We start from the raw sequence: 12,976 nt of genomic DNA, 5'->3' as shown, positions 1-12,976 counted from the left end.
CTCTCCGCCGCTCGCCAGCCGCTGCTACTGGATGTTGACGTCGACGCTCGCCGGCAGGTCGATGCGCATGAGCGCGTCGACCGTCTTCGGCGTCGGGTCGAGGATGTCGATCAGACGCTTGTGCGTGCGCATCTCGAAGTGCTCGCGCGAGTCCTTGTACTTGTGCGGCGAGCGGATGACGCAGTAAACGTTCTTCTCGGTGGGCAGCGGCACCGGCCCGACAACACGGGCGCCGGTACGCGTGACCGTCTCGACGATCTTGCGTGCCGAGGTGTCGATCGCCTCGTGGTCGTAGGCCTTGAGCCGGATGCGGATCTTCTGTCCCGCCATGGTGGCTGCTCGTTCCTTGTCGTCTCGTGCCGCTTTTGTCTTTTCAAACCTCAGCCTGGCTGAGGTTTTCCCAGTTCAACGGCCCTGTCCCCGGTCCACGCGGTCGGGCGTGTCGTGCCCGACGCACAGACGGATCCCGCGGGATCTTCGTCTTGCCTGGTCTTCCTCAACGTGAGGAGGCATCGAGCCGGCTGTGAAGCTTGGATCGCCGTCTCAAACGCCCTTGCCCGCTAGCCTCACCCGAAGGAAGTGCTCCGCGGACCGTGGCCACTCATACCAGGGCGGCCGGAACCCGATTTCCGAAGAAGTACGGGTTCGGCCGCCCCAGGACGAGCAACCTGAATAGTGTCGCACACGTGATTTGACGCCCCTAACCCGGGGGTGTATTGACCCCGGGCGGGGCGTCTAAATCACTTGTTGATCTTGGTGACCTGGCCGGCGCCGACGGTCCGTCCACCCTCACGGATGGCGAAACGCAGGCCCTCGTCCATGGCGACCGGCTGGATCAGCACGACGCTGATGTCCGTGTTGTCGCCCGGCATGACCATCTCGACACCCTCCTTGAGGGTGACGACGCCGGTCACGTCCGTGGTACGGAAGTAGAACTGCGGGCGGTAGTTGTTGAAGAACGGGGTGTGACGGCCACCCTCGTCCTTCGACAGGATGTAGACCGAGCCCTCGAACTCCGTGTGCGGGGTGGTGGTGCCCGGCTTCACGACGACCTGGCCGCGCTCGACGTCCTCGCGCTTGATGCCGCGGACCAGCAGACCGACGTTGTCGCCGGCCTCACCCTGGTCGAGCAGCTTGCGGAACATCTCGACACCGGTGACGGTGGTCTTGGTCGACTTCTCCTTGATGCCGACGATCTCGACCTCTTCGTTCACGTTGACGCGGCCACGCTCGATACGGCCGGTCACGACCGTGCCACGGCCGGTGATCGTGAAGACGTCTTCGATCGGCATCAGGAACGGCTTGTCGAGCTCGCGCACCGGGTCCGGCACGTTCTCGTCGACGGCCGCCATGAGCTCGAGAACGCTCTCGCCCCACTTGGCGTCGCCCTCGAGGGCCTTCAGGCCGGAGACCTTGATGACCGGAGCGTCGTCACCCGGGAAGTCCTGGGAGGACAGCAGCTCGCGGACCTCGAGCTCGACGAGCTCCAGGATCTCCTCGTCGTCGACCATGTCGGCCTTGTTCAGCGCGACCACGATGTAGGGCACGCCGACCTGCTTCGCGAGCAGCACGTGCTCACGGGTCTGCGGCATCGGGCCGTCGGTCGCCGCGACCACGAGGATCGCGCCGTCCATCTGCGCCGCACCGGTGATCATGTTCTTGATGTAGTCCGCGTGACCGGGGGCGTCCACGTGGGCGTAGTGACGCTTCTCGGTCTGGTACTCGACGTGCGAGATGTTGATCGTGATGCCGCGCTGCTTCTCTTCCGGCGCGTTGTCGATCTGGTCGAACGCCGACGCCGTGTTCAGCTCGGGGTACTTGTCGTGCAGAACCTTGGTGATCGCCGCGGTCAGAGTGGTCTTACCGTGGTCGACGTGACCGATGGTCCCGATGTTGACGTGCGGCTTGGTCCGCTCGAATTTCGCCTTCGCCACTGGAATGTCCTCCTGGACTGTTTTGCTTACTCACCGGCCAACGTGGCTGTCGGACGGAGATTCGTTTCTTACGGATACCGCGGACGTTCAGGAGTGTTCCTTATGCCCGCGAGCGGACGGGAACTACTCCCCCGTCGCCTTCGCGATGATTTCCTTCGCGACGTTCGCGGGAACCTCGGCGTAGGAGTCGAACACCATGGAGTAGTTGGCACGTCCCTGCGTACGCGAACGCAGGTCACCGACGTAGCCGAACATCTCCGACAGCGGGACCAGTGCCTTGACGACACGGGTACCGGCGCGCTCCTCCATGGCCTGGATCTGGCCACGGCGGGAGTTGAGGTCGCCGATCACATCGCCCATGTAGTCCTCGGGCGTGGTGACCTCGACGGCCATCAGCGGCTCGAGGATGACCGGACCGGCCTTCTTCGCGGCTTCCTTCATCGCCATGGAACCGGCGATCTTGAAGGCCATTTCCGAAGAGTCGACCTCGTGGTACGCGCCGTCCAACAAGGTGAACTTCAACCCGACGAGCGGGTAGCCGGCCAGCACGCCGTACTGCATGGCGTCCTGCGCGCCCGCGTCGACCGACGGGATGTACTCCCGCGGCACGCGGCCACCGGTGACCTTGTTGTCGAACTCGTAGAGGGCACCGTCGGTGGACTCGAGCGGCTCGAGCTTGACGATGACCTTCGCGAACTGACCGGAACCACCGGTCTGCTTCTTGTGCACGTAGTCGAGCTTCTCGACCGTCTTGCGCACCGTCTCGCGGTAGGCGACCTGCGGCTTACCGATGTTCGCCTCGACCTTGTAGTCGGACTTCATGCGGTTGACCAGCACCTCGAGGTGCAGCTCGCCCATGCCCGCGATGATCGTCTGGCCGGTGTCCTCGTCCAGGTTGACCTGGAACGTCGGGTCCTCTTCGGCCAGCTTCTGGATCGCCAGGGACAGCTTCTCCTGGTCGGCCTTGGTCTTCGGCTCGATCGCGACGCGGATGACCGGCGCCGGGAACGTCATCGACTCGAGGACGACCGGGTTCTGCGGGTCGGCGAGGGTGTCACCGGTGGTGGTGTCCTTCAGGCCGATGACCGCGTAGATGTGGCCGGCCTGGGCCTCGTCGACCGGGTTCTCCTTGTTGGAGTGCATCTGGAAGAGCTTCCCGATGCGCTCCTTGCGCTCCTTGGTGGCGTTGATCAGCTGCGCGCCGGAGGCGACCTTGCCCGAGTACACCCGGATGTAGGTCAGCTTGCCGAAGAACGGGTGCGCGGCGATCTTGAACGCCAGAGCGGAGAACGGCTCGTCGACGGACGGCTTCCGGGAGACCGGGGTCTCGCCGTCGGGCAGCGTGCCCTCGACGGCCGGGACGTCCAGCGGCGACGGAAGGTAGTCGATGACCGCGTCGAGCATGGGCTGGACGCCCTTGTTCTTGAACGCGGAACCGGTGAGCACCGGGTACGCCTCGCGGGCGACGGTAAGCTTGCGGATACCGGCCTTGAGCTCGGCCTCCGTCAGCTCTTCACCCTCGAGGAACTTCTCCATCAGGGAGTCGTCGGTCTCGGCGATGGCCTCGACCAGCTTCTCCCGGTACTCGGCCGCCTTGTCGGCGAGCTCGGCCGGGATCTCCTCGACGGCGTAGTCCTCGCCCTTCTGGACCTCGCCGCGCCAGGTCAGCGCCTTCATGCGGACCAGGTCGACAACGCCTTCGAACTCGTTCTCGGCGCCGATCGGCAGCTGGATGACCAGCGGACGGGCGCCGAGGCGCTCCTCGATGGTGCGGACGGTGAAGTAGAAGTCCGCGCCGAGCTTGTCCATCTTGTTGACGAAGCAGATACGAGGAACCTCGTACTTGTCCGCCTGACGCCAGACCTGCTCGGACTGCGGCTCGACACCTTCCTTGCCGTCGAAGACGGCGACGGCACCATCGAGCACGCGCAGCGAACGCTCCACCTCGACGGTGAAGTCGACGTGGCCCGGCGTGTCGATGATGTTGATCTGGTGGTCGGCCCAGAACGTGGTGGTGGCAGCCGAGGTGATGGTGATACCCCGCTTCTGCTCCTCCTCCATCCAGTCCATGGTGGCGGCGCCATCGTGGACTTCACCGATCTTGTAGTTGACCCCGGTGTAGAACAGGATCCGCTCGGTGGTGGTGGTCTTACCGGCGTCGATGTGGGCCATGATGCCGATGTTGCGGACCTGGTTCAGGTCGGTCAGCACTTCACGTGCCACGAGAGTGTTCCCCTGTCTCAAAATTGGGGCCCGGCAAGGCTTTGACCCGAAGGACGGGCGGCGCCACCGGACTGATTACCAGCGGTAGTGCGCGAAGGCCTTGTTGGACTCGGCCATCTTGTGCGTGTCCTCGCGCCGCTTCACGCTGGCGCCGAGGCCGTTGCTCGCGTCGAGGAGTTCGTTCTGCAGACGCTCGATCATGGTCTTCTCGCGGCGGGCCGCGGAGAAGGAGACGAGCCAGCGCAGCGCGAGGGTGGTGGAGCGTCCCGGCTTGACCTCGATCGGCACCTGGTAGGTGGCACCACCGACGCGGCGGCTCTTCACCTCGATGGTGGGCTTCACGTTGTCGAGGGCGCGCTTCAGCGTGACGACCGGGTCGGTGCCGGTCTTCTCGCGAGCGCCTTCGAGGGCGCCGTAAACGATGCGCTCGGCCAGGGACCGCTTGCCGTCCTTCAGCACCTTGTTCACCAGCTGGGTGACCAGCGGGGATGCGTAGACGGGGTCAGAGATCAGCGGCCGCTTCGGGGCCGGACCCTTGCGGGGCATTAGCTCTTCTCCTTCTTCGCGCCGTACCGGCTGCGCGCCTGCTTACGGTTCTTGACACCCTGGGTGTCGAGCGAACCGCGGATGATCTTGTAACGGACACCCGGCAGGTCCTTCACACGACCACCGCGCACGAGCACCATCGAGTGCTCCTGCAGGTTGTGGCCTTCACCGGGAATGTAGGCGGTGACCTCGATGCCGCTGGTCAGCTTCACACGAGCGACCTTGCGAAGCGCCGAGTTCGGCTTCTTGGGGGTTGTGGTGTACACGCGAGTGCACACGCCACGCCGCTGCGGGCTCCCCTTGAGGGCCGCGGTCTTCTGCTTGGCAGCCTTGTCCTGGCGGCCCTTACGGACCAGCTGCTGGATCGTGGGCAATGGACCAGCTTTCTGTTCGCGATCTTGCTACTACGTGTTGTCTCCGGCCCCCGCGGTCGGGCGTGTCGGCCCGCGTCACGGTCTTGCGACCGGTAACTTCCCGTAGGGATTTTCCGTCGGATCCCGTGTGGGCGAAGCCTTGGAACCGGATGCCTGAGCACCCCGTTCATGCCGCACGGCACACGGGACGGCCCGACGCCTGCCGGGCACGGTCTCCAAAGATACCCGGCCACTTCCCGGCCGACCAAGTCGGGGGGTCGATAACTATATCGTGCCGGGCGTCACGCCGCGGCCACCCTGATGGAACGGCGTTTCGGGCCGGTTCATTCCACCCCGGCCTTCACCGGAGGCGCCGGGCTCCCGCCGTTCAGTCCTCGTCGGGCTTGGCGTGGTCCGCCCGGCCCGGGTGCGGATCCCGGTTGAGGTCGATCAACGGGTGAACGGGCGCCCCCTCCGGCGCCGCGTGACTCCCCCGCCGGGGTTCTTCGGTGCTTTCCTGCTGCTCGGCGTCCACGACGCCCTCCCCTCGTTCGTACTGTTACCGCCCTGCTCGGCCGACCACGCTACCTATTCCCCCGTCGGGTGAGCCGGATGGATCCGGAAAGCACACCATCGCGTCAAACAGGTGAATGGGTCACGATGACACCGGTCACAGTGATGGCCGGACGACGCACCGCAAGCACGGGGAGGCTCCATGTCGGCCGAGTTCGAACAACTCGTCGCGGAATTCGAGAAATTCCAGTCCAAGATCAAACAGGCCGAGACGCAGTTCGCGAAGGTCGGCGAAATGCAGGGGGAACTGGCGGAACTGGAGTCGGTGGCGTCGTCGCCGGACCGGTTCGTCACCGTCGTCGCGGGCCCCGGAGGCTCCGTGAAGGACATCCGCCTGTCCCCGGAAGCCCTTCGGCAGCAACCACAACAGCTCGCCGCCGCCATTCTGTCCACATTGCACACCGCGGTGGCCGACGCGGCACGGAAGCAGGCGGGGATCGTCGACGCGCAGTTCGGCGGGACCTTCCACACGAACGTCGAAGAACAGGTGCTCGAAGCCCAAGCGGAAGCGATGGGAACCACGAAGGAAGAACTGCGGTCTCAGATGTCGGAGGAGCCACCACAGGGCACCACTCGCCGCCCTCGCAACGAGGACGACTTCAGCGAGGACACGGTGCTCCGGCGGTCGGACGAACCGACTCCCCAGCGTCCGGCGGCGGGCGGGGATTCGGCCGGTGACCAGTTCCTCAAGAACCTGTTCGACGAGGAGGACCACTGATGACCGGACCAGGCGCCGGCGGGCACTCGGTCAAGACGCAGGCCTTGACCGACTACGCGAACAAGCTCGGCTATTACAAGGACGAGGCGGGCAAGTTCGGCGGCCTCGTCGACCAGGCCGACGTGACGGACAAGTCGTGGGGCCTGATCGGGCTCGCGGTGAAGCAGACCTACACCGGCAAGCTCGCCGACCTGCGCGAACTGCTCGAACTGATGAAGACCGGGGTGGACTCCTTCTCCGGGAAGATGACCCAGGCGGCGTCGATCTACAACGGCTTCGAAAACGACGCGACGATCACCCTGGGGAAGTACGAAGCCAAGATCGACGGACCGAAGTGAGCTGGGGGACGGCATGACCGACGAGAAGGCGAGCATCGCCGGCGGCGTCAAGATCACGGGTGACGACAGCTTCGGCAAGAACGCGCTCGACGCGGCGAAGAAGGTGCCGATCGCGGGCAAGGGCGTCACCACGGTCGCCAACGCCTACGACAAGTTCAGCGCCGCGCAGGGCCCCGGCGACCTGGTGGCCGCCGGTGGGCAGCTGGTGCAGGACAGCGCCGGTTTCATCGCGGGCGCGGGCGCGGATCTGGCGAGCTTCGTGCTCGACCCGGTCGGCTGGCTGGTCAGCAACGGCCTGAACATCCTGATCGAGCTGATCCAGCCGCTGCAGGACGCGCTGCACTTCGTCACGGGTGACGGTCCGGCGCTCAAGACCGCGGCTGGCAACTTCGGCAACATCGCGAAGGGCTTCGTCACGCTGGCCGACGACTTCGTCAAGACCGGCGACGAGTCGCTGAAGGACTGGGTGGGCGACGCGGGCGACGCCGCCCGGAACGCGCTCGGCGACTTCGCCGTCGGCATCAAGGGCATCGGCAACAGCGCCGGGACGGTGGCCGAGACGCTGCAGATGTGGTCGATGGTGATGACCGTCATCGAAGAGGTCGTCAAATCGATCATTTCCGAGCTGGTCACCTGGGCGATCTACATCTGGCTGCCCGCGCTGGCCGCGTCCGTCGTGAGCCTCGGCTCGTCGGTGGCGGGCGCGATGACCGCGACGATCGCCAAGGCCGCGAGCGCGATGAGCAAGATCACCAAGCACCTCGGCAAGCTCGGCAAGCTGCTCGACAAGTTCATGGGCTTCATGCTCAAGTGGACCGATGACCTGGTGAAACAGGGTTCGAAGCTGACGAAGGCCGGCAAGATCGGGATGACCCCCGGTCAGGAGAAGTCGATCGTCGGCGCGTTCGCGAAGGGCTCCGGGACGCAGCTGGGCACGTTCGGCGACGCCGCGAAGGACGTCTTCAAGAGCGTGCCGAACCAGGCGATCAAGCAGGTGGTCGGGGTCAATCCCGCCGAACTGTCCAAGGGATCGGCGTACCAGGGCAAGGCCGGTTTCGACTTCGTGAACAAGACCATCGACAACTCGCGGACCACCATCACCGGGCAGGAGTACGGCGACACCGGCGGGCACCACAGCGAGAAGGAGACCCGCGAGAACCTCGACATGGACCAGTAGGGTCGCCCGATGGACGATCAGCTGGCCGGGCCGTGGCTCATCGCCGGTGGTTACACCCTGGCCCTGGCACTGCTGCTGCTCGGCGGGCGGTTCGACGGACGGCGGCCGACAGCGGCCGCCGTCAGTTACGCCCTCTGCGGGATCCTCGTCTCCGAGACGTCGCTGTACTGGCTCTCGGCGGGATCTTCCGTTCCCGGCTGGCTGTGGTTCGCGTTCCCGCTGGTCATCGCGGCTCTGGCGGCGTGGCGGGGGTATCGGCAGAAGACGTGGACCGGCAGGCTCGGCGGGTCCGGTGAGCCTTCGTTCGGTGCGCTTCCCGTGCGGGGGATCGCTGTCACGGGGGCGTCGCCCGACTCCGTCGACACGGCGGTCGAGTTCGGGCACAACGGGCATCGGCTGCTCGGGGTCGAGTACCGGCTCAACGGCTCGACGGACTTCCCGGACCTGACCAGGACGGCTGACCTGATCGGTGGGACGTACGCCCTGATCCAGCTGCGGACGCCCGTCGTGCCGTCGGTCGTCATCACCCCGGTCGTCGGTGCTTTCGAACCGGAGCGGTTCACGCCGCTGGAGGACTCGCGGATCACGCGGAACACCGTCGGGGCGCCGAAGCCGGACGCGTTGCTTCAGCGTTTCGAGACCGGCACGGAGTTCGACCGCCGGTTCGCCGTGACGACGTCGGATCCGGAGTTCGCCGCGGCTCTGCTCTCCCCCGGCGTCCGTGAACTGCTGGCAAGCGACCCGTGGTTCCGGGTCCGCGAGGTGGCTTTCCACGGTGGATCACTCTGGACCTGCGAAGCCGGGACGCTGACCGAAGAGATGATGTTCGCCGACTCCCGGCGCCTGGCCGTCCTGGCGTCCACAGTGGACTGGGAGGACGCGGACTTCCGTTCCGCCTCGAAGGCTTCGGACACCAGCGACGCCGGATGGCTCGGTGGACGGCGGGGGCCGCTCGCCGGGCTCCGCGTCCCGCTCAACGCGCGCCGGGAAGCGACAGGCCGTCAGCCGCTGTCTTCGCTGTCCCTGGTGGCGCGGACCGTCGTCGCGCTCGCGCTGGTGCTGCCCGGGCTGGCGCTCGCGGTGAACTCGCTGACCGCGTTGACCGGGCTCGCCCCCGAGGCACGGCTCACCGTGACCGCGACCCTGCGGGCGGAGGCGGGCACGTCGAACTGCACCAGCTGCGGCAACGGCAACCTGGTGGACGGCACGTACGAACTCGACGGCGAGACGCACGAGGTCAAGGACCTGCGGTGGATGTCGTTCGGGAACTTCCCGGAGCGGGGCGACGTCGTCGACATCTCCGTGACGCCGCTGTGGTGGCATCCGCTGATCGAGGGCAAGGACACGGGCGTCATCCTGCTGCTGATCGGCTTGACCCCCGTCCTCGCCGGTGCCCTCCTGGCCAAAGCCACCTACCGCCCGCGCCCGCGTCGCGTTTAGCGGGCTAAACGCGATCCGGCAGGGCCGGGGCCAGGGACTTCGCGAAGTAGTGGTGCGCGAAGGGCTCGTCGTTGAAGGGCTCGACCGTTTCGTAGCCGAGGCGCGCGTACAGGGCCCTGGCCTCGACGAGGTCGTCACGGGTGTCGAGGCGGATCAACGTGGCCCCGAGGCCGCGGGCGACGTCCTCGGCGGCGGCCACGAGCAGCGCCGCGCCGCCCTTGCCGCGCTCGGCCTTGCGGAGGAAGACGCGGGTGAGTTCGGTGATGTCGGGGGCGGCGACCCTCAGGCCGGCACACCCGGCGAGCACCCCGTCGCGCCAGGCGAGGAGGAAGGCGCCGGTCGGCGGGGTCAGGTCCTTGCTGTGGTGCTCCTTGAGCAGCTCGTCGAGTTCCTCTTCGGTGACCTGGCGCTCGTAGAAGCGGGACGCGATTTCGTCCAGGTACTCCCGCAGCAGCTGGGCGGCGTCCGGGTGATCGACGGGCGTGACTTCGAAGCTCCAGGTCATGGCCCCATTCTGCCCACCCGTGCCACCTGTTTTCCCGACCACCGGATCGCGATTAGGGGGCTAAACGCAAGTCGGCCTCCCGCCGCACCGGATCGCGTTTAGCCCGCGAAAGTCGACGCCGGTCGCCCGGGCCTCAGATCGCGATTAGCGGGCTAAACGCAGGTCGGCGGGGTGGGTCAGGAGGGGGCCAGGCGACCGGCGCAGGTCGCGACCTCGCCCGGGACGGACTTCTCGGACGTGACTACGGCACCGCCCACGGCCACCCGGCATTCGACGGCGCCCTCGCCCTGCCCCATCACCTGGACGGTCGGCGGGGTGCCGGTGTTCTTCCACGTGAGTTCCTTGCGCCACGGCAGCGTCACCTGAAGTTCCTGGTGCACGAGCCCCAGCCCGTTCGAGTCGTAGACGACGGTCGCGGTCCCCGTCCCGACGAGCTCGTAGGCGATCTGCCAGTCGTTCGACACCGGCCGCGGCTGCGCCTGGCTCAGCGTCCGCGTGATCGTGCGATCCGGCTCCCGCGACGGCGCGGCCTCGGTCGGCTCGCCGACGACGGCCACACCCTCCGCTTGCGGTTCCTCACCGCCGTTGAGCACCACCACACAGGTCGCGAGCGCGGCCACCACGATCCCCGCGATGGCGATACGCCCGATCAGTTGTCTGTCGGCCATCAATTCTCCTCTCTGGCGGTGCCGGCGGCGCGGCCCCGGGACCAAGCCGGTGCCGCGCCGCCGCGGGAATCAGGACGGCAGCAGCTTGCCGGGGACGCCGTTGAGGGACTGGATGAGACCGAGCACAGGGACGCCGAGCGGCGCGAACGTCCAGATGTTGTTCAGGTCGCTCGTGTCGGGTTCGTCGACGACCACGACGTCGCTCGGGGCTTCCTGCGCCGCGAGCGCCGGGGCGGCCGAGCCGAGCACGACGAGACCGGCGAGCGCCGCGCCGGTGACCGCGCGGACGAAGGTCTTCTTCATGAGATTCTCCTTTGCTGGTAACGGTTTTACGAAATCGGCGTGATGATCCCGTAGATCGGGGCGAGCAGGTCGGTGGGCACGGGAACGGTCGGGCCGAGCAGGCTGCCGAGGTCGACACCCGGGATCAGCCAGACCGCGGGGTTGCCGCCACCGGTGGGCAGACCCGGCAGCGGGTCGGCCGAGGCGACGCCGCCGGCGAGTCCGGACAGCGCGCCCGCGACGGCGAGCGGCAGCAGCACACGGGCCGCGATTCGCTTCATCTCTTCTCCCTTTTCTTCACCGCTGCTGGAATCGAGCGGAATCCTTCACCGCAGTACCGAACTGACCGGCACGATCGTGCCGTCGGGGATCCATTGGCCCGCGTAGTTCCGGTCGGCGATCATCCCGACGGCGTGCGGTTCGCCGGGGTACATCGGCATCGCGTTGACCTGGGCCGCCGCGAAGATCTGGACATCTCCGTTCAGCGGGGCTCCCAGCCAGTTCCGGAAACCGCCGAGCGTGGGGCTTTCGCCACCGAAGGCGTTACCGGCGGCGACGGCGAAACTCACCGCGGCCTGCTCGCGCGGGTCGAACCTCAGCGGCACCGAGGAGCTGGCGACGGAGTTGACGATCGGCCCGTTGAGCAGCCAGGGCGCCAGGTACAGGCCGTACTGGTGGGTCGGTTTGAGTCGCTGGGACTCGGCCGCGCGGGTCATCGCCGTGTAGCCGCCCGCCCAGCCGGACACGACGACCAGAGCGGTGTTCGGGCCCGCCTCGGCCTGCACCGGAAGGCCGGAGCGTGCCGCGGTCTCCCGGACCAGCTTCGCGGCGGCGACACCGCGCGGCGAGTCGTCCTCGACGAGCGTGAGCGCGGAAGGCTTGCGTGTGGCGAGGAACTCGACGAGTTTGACGAGAGAACCGCTGTCCTCACCCGAAAGCGCGTCCGCAGGGCAGGAAGTGAGGACTTCGCGGCGGTCGGCGATCAGGCCGCCCAGCGCGGCCGAAGCGCACTCGGGCGCGTCCGTGTCCGCGATGGCGCGCCCTTGCCCGTCACCCGCGTCGACCTCGATCGACGTCTTCTCCTCGCCGCGGCTGATGATCAGATCGCTACGGCCGTTCGGCAGGTCGACCTCGGCCCAGGTGCCCTCGGCACCGGGTCGCACGATGGCCTTGCCGATCAGGCCGCCTTCGATTCCGGCGGAAAGTTCGTCGCCGGCGCTCGCGGGGAAATGGACGAGGTTCTTGCCGGGCCGCTGCGGGCTCACCAGTACCGGGAACCGCTGGTCACCGATGGAGGCCTCGGAGAGCAGCGCGACGCCGGGAATCGGCGGTTCGGGCGGCTTGGGGATGGCGGCGAGGGCGCTCCAGGCAACGAAACCGACGGTCACCGCGGCCGCGCCGAGCCGATAAGCACGCGTGGAATCCTTGCCCGCGACGAAGAATCCGGCGACAACGGTGGCGACGACAGGCAGCGCGGCGATCACCAGCAACGTCACGCCGAAGAGTGAGCCGTAGATCCTGCGGTCGAATCCCAGGCCGGAAGAGAGCAGCTGAACCGCGCCCGCGACGACCAGAAGTCCGCCCAGGGTCAGGGAAAGCGGGCCGAGCCGGAAGTTCGTCTGGCGCCATCGCTCCGCAGGCACCCAGACGGAAAGAACGGTGACGCCGAACCACAAAGCCGCGGCCGCGACGTAGACGGTGTCGATGGCGAACTCGACGCCCGTCCGCCCGAGTGAGGTTTCGAGCACGACGAGAGCGGCGAGCGCGAGGGACGCCCAGCGGCCGGCCGACGGCCAGCGGACCAGGACGGGAATGGCCAGCGCGAGCACGAGATGCACGATCAGCGCGATGACGTTGACGTCGGTCGCGAAGGCGGAAACCGCGGCGAGCGCGGCGGAAACCCCGCCGAGGACGGCGATGGTGAGTCGCAGACGCCGGGGCAGTTCGCCCACCAGCGGACGAAGGATTCCCGTGCCGGCAAGGAAAGCGGTCGCCAGGAGCAGGCCGAGCCGTAGCAGGACCAGGGCGATGCCGACTCCGGCCGAACCCGAGCTCGCCGGTATGACGTGGTGATCCATGGGGACCTTCTCCGGGTAGATCGGCGGGGGGCCGTGGGGGGGCGGGGGGGGCCGCCCCCCCCCCGCCACCCCCCCCGCCCCGCGTGATGTAGGTCGCACCGCCCCCCCACAAAACCCAAGGTGGAGCTGCGGTGGGTATGG

15 protein-coding genes are annotated in these 12,976 nt (G+C 67.4%); 4 read left to right on the top strand and 11 right to left on the bottom strand.

Annotated features, from left to right (window positions below; genetic code table 11):
- Window positions 1-24: 24 nt before the first annotated feature.
- From rpsJ to ACFWMR_RS10740, 6 genes are all read right to left on the bottom strand, one after another.
- Window positions 25-330 (bottom strand): 30S ribosomal protein S10, encoded by a 306-nt coding sequence (gene rpsJ / locus ACFWMR_RS10765; protein WP_003102098.1) that lies wholly within the window; start codon window positions 328-330, stop codon window positions 25-27.
- 410 nt (window positions 331-740) lie between these two features.
- A complete protein-coding gene (gene tuf / locus ACFWMR_RS10760) occupies window positions 741-1,934 on the bottom strand; it encodes an elongation factor Tu (RefSeq protein WP_093938477.1) in 1,194 nt (397 codons plus the stop codon).
- Between the two features lie 123 nt (window positions 1,935-2,057).
- Entirely contained in the window at window positions 2,058-4,157 is a 2,100-nt protein-coding gene (gene fusA / locus ACFWMR_RS10755; protein ID WP_378378224.1) for an elongation factor G, read from the bottom strand.
- A 75-nt stretch (window positions 4,158-4,232) separates the two neighbouring features.
- Entirely contained in the window at window positions 4,233-4,703 is a 471-nt protein-coding gene (gene rpsG, locus ACFWMR_RS10750) for a 30S ribosomal protein S7 (RefSeq protein WP_005166770.1), read from the bottom strand.
- Window positions 4,703-5,077 (bottom strand): 30S ribosomal protein S12, encoded by a 375-nt coding sequence (rpsL, locus tag ACFWMR_RS10745; RefSeq protein ID WP_003102113.1) that lies wholly within the window; start codon window positions 5,075-5,077, stop codon window positions 4,703-4,705. Before rpsL ends, rpsG begins: the two co-directional genes overlap by 1 nt.
- Before the next feature lie 367 nt (window positions 5,078-5,444).
- Window positions 5,445-5,591, bottom strand: coding sequence for a hypothetical protein (locus tag ACFWMR_RS10740; RefSeq protein ID WP_093938479.1), 147 nt, complete (start codon window positions 5,589-5,591; stop codon window positions 5,445-5,447).
- A 180-nt stretch (window positions 5,592-5,771) separates the two neighbouring features.
- On the opposite strand from ACFWMR_RS10740, the gene ACFWMR_RS10735 reads away from it, so the two are divergent.
- Genes ACFWMR_RS10735 through ACFWMR_RS10720 form a run of 4 tightly spaced genes read left to right on the top strand, consistent with a single transcriptional unit; the run spans window position 5,772 to window position 9,302 of the window.
- Entirely contained in the window at window positions 5,772-6,347 is a 576-nt protein-coding gene (locus tag ACFWMR_RS10735; RefSeq protein WP_378276078.1) for a YbaB/EbfC family nucleoid-associated protein, read from the top strand.
- On the top strand, window positions 6,347-6,685 hold the full coding sequence (locus ACFWMR_RS10730) for a hypothetical protein (protein WP_093938481.1): 339 nt from the start codon (window positions 6,347-6,349) through the stop codon (window positions 6,683-6,685). Before ACFWMR_RS10735 ends, ACFWMR_RS10730 begins: the two co-directional genes overlap by 1 nt.
- 13 nt (window positions 6,686-6,698) lie before the next feature.
- A complete protein-coding gene (locus ACFWMR_RS10725; protein ID WP_378378223.1) occupies window positions 6,699-7,862 on the top strand; it encodes a hypothetical protein in 1,164 nt (387 codons plus the stop codon).
- 9 nt (window positions 7,863-7,871) lie between these two features.
- Window positions 7,872-9,302 (top strand): hypothetical protein, encoded by a 1,431-nt coding sequence (locus ACFWMR_RS10720; RefSeq protein ID WP_378378222.1) that lies wholly within the window; start codon window positions 7,872-7,874, stop codon window positions 9,300-9,302.
- Between the two features lie 4 nt (window positions 9,303-9,306).
- On the opposite strand, the gene ACFWMR_RS10715 is transcribed toward ACFWMR_RS10720, so the two are convergent.
- The 5 genes from ACFWMR_RS10715 to ACFWMR_RS10695 form a co-directional block, all read right to left on the bottom strand.
- Window positions 9,307-9,807, bottom strand: coding sequence for a GNAT family N-acetyltransferase (locus tag ACFWMR_RS10715; RefSeq protein WP_378378221.1), 501 nt, complete (start codon window positions 9,805-9,807; stop codon window positions 9,307-9,309).
- Between the two features lie 176 nt (window positions 9,808-9,983).
- The gene (locus ACFWMR_RS10710) at window positions 9,984-10,475 is read right to left on the bottom strand and encodes a hypothetical protein (protein WP_093938485.1); all 492 of its coding nucleotides are present in this window, start codon (window positions 10,473-10,475) and stop codon (window positions 9,984-9,986) included.
- 69 nt (window positions 10,476-10,544) lie between these two features.
- Window positions 10,545-10,778 carry a hypothetical protein gene (locus ACFWMR_RS10705; RefSeq protein WP_378280394.1) on the bottom strand — a complete coding sequence of 78 codons (234 nt, stop codon included), beginning with the start codon at window positions 10,776-10,778 and terminating at the stop codon, window positions 10,545-10,547.
- A 26-nt stretch (window positions 10,779-10,804) separates the two neighbouring features.
- Window positions 10,805-11,038: a hypothetical protein gene (locus ACFWMR_RS10700; RefSeq protein ID WP_005166754.1), complete on the bottom strand. Its 234-nt coding sequence runs from the start codon at window positions 11,036-11,038 to the stop codon at window positions 10,805-10,807.
- A gap of 45 nt (window positions 11,039-11,083) precedes the next feature.
- The gene (locus ACFWMR_RS10695; protein WP_378378220.1) at window positions 11,084-12,835 is read right to left on the bottom strand and encodes a hypothetical protein; all 1,752 of its coding nucleotides are present in this window, start codon (window positions 12,833-12,835) and stop codon (window positions 11,084-11,086) included.
- Window positions 12,836-12,976 lie beyond the last annotated feature (141 nt).

Source organism: Amycolatopsis thailandensis, assembly GCF_042723255.1.
GTDB lineage: Bacteria > Actinomycetota > Actinomycetes > Mycobacteriales > Pseudonocardiaceae > Amycolatopsis > Amycolatopsis thailandensis.
Note: the sequence above shows the minus strand (reverse complement) of the source record. Positions and strands in the feature narration are given on the sequence as shown.

What these genes read in the sequence shown, in the direction of transcription:
- ACFWMR_RS10725 (WP_378378223.1), top strand. Translation starts at nt 6,699, where the DNA reads ATGACCGACGAGAAGGCGAGCATCGCCGGCGGCGTCAAGATCACGGGT.
- ACFWMR_RS10730 (WP_093938481.1), top strand. Translation starts at nt 6,347, where the DNA reads ATGACCGGACCAGGCGCCGGCGGGCACTCGGTCAAGACGCAGGCCTTG.
- rpsG (WP_005166770.1), bottom strand. Translation starts at nt 4,703, where the DNA reads ATGCCCCGCAAGGGTCCGGCCCCGAAGCGGCCGCTGATCTCTGACCCC.
- ACFWMR_RS10720 (WP_378378222.1), top strand. Translation starts at nt 7,872, where the DNA reads ATGGACGATCAGCTGGCCGGGCCGTGGCTCATCGCCGGTGGTTACACC.
- ACFWMR_RS10705 (WP_378280394.1), bottom strand. Translation starts at nt 10,778, where the DNA reads ATGAAGAAGACCTTCGTCCGCGCGGTCACCGGCGCGGCGCTCGCCGGT.
- ACFWMR_RS10715 (WP_378378221.1), bottom strand. Translation starts at nt 9,807, where the DNA reads ATGACCTGGAGCTTCGAAGTCACGCCCGTCGATCACCCGGACGCCGCC.
- ACFWMR_RS10695 (WP_378378220.1), bottom strand. Translation starts at nt 12,835, where the DNA reads ATGGATCACCACGTCATACCGGCGAGCTCGGGTTCGGCCGGAGTCGGC.
- ACFWMR_RS10735 (WP_378276078.1), top strand. Translation starts at nt 5,772, where the DNA reads ATGTCGGCCGAGTTCGAACAACTCGTCGCGGAATTCGAGAAATTCCAG.
- ACFWMR_RS10710 (WP_093938485.1), bottom strand. Translation starts at nt 10,475, where the DNA reads ATGGCCGACAGACAACTGATCGGGCGTATCGCCATCGCGGGGATCGTG.
- rpsJ (WP_003102098.1), bottom strand. Translation starts at nt 330, where the DNA reads ATGGCGGGACAGAAGATCCGCATCCGGCTCAAGGCCTACGACCACGAG.
- ACFWMR_RS10700 (WP_005166754.1), bottom strand. Translation starts at nt 11,038, where the DNA reads ATGAAGCGAATCGCGGCCCGTGTGCTGCTGCCGCTCGCCGTCGCGGGC.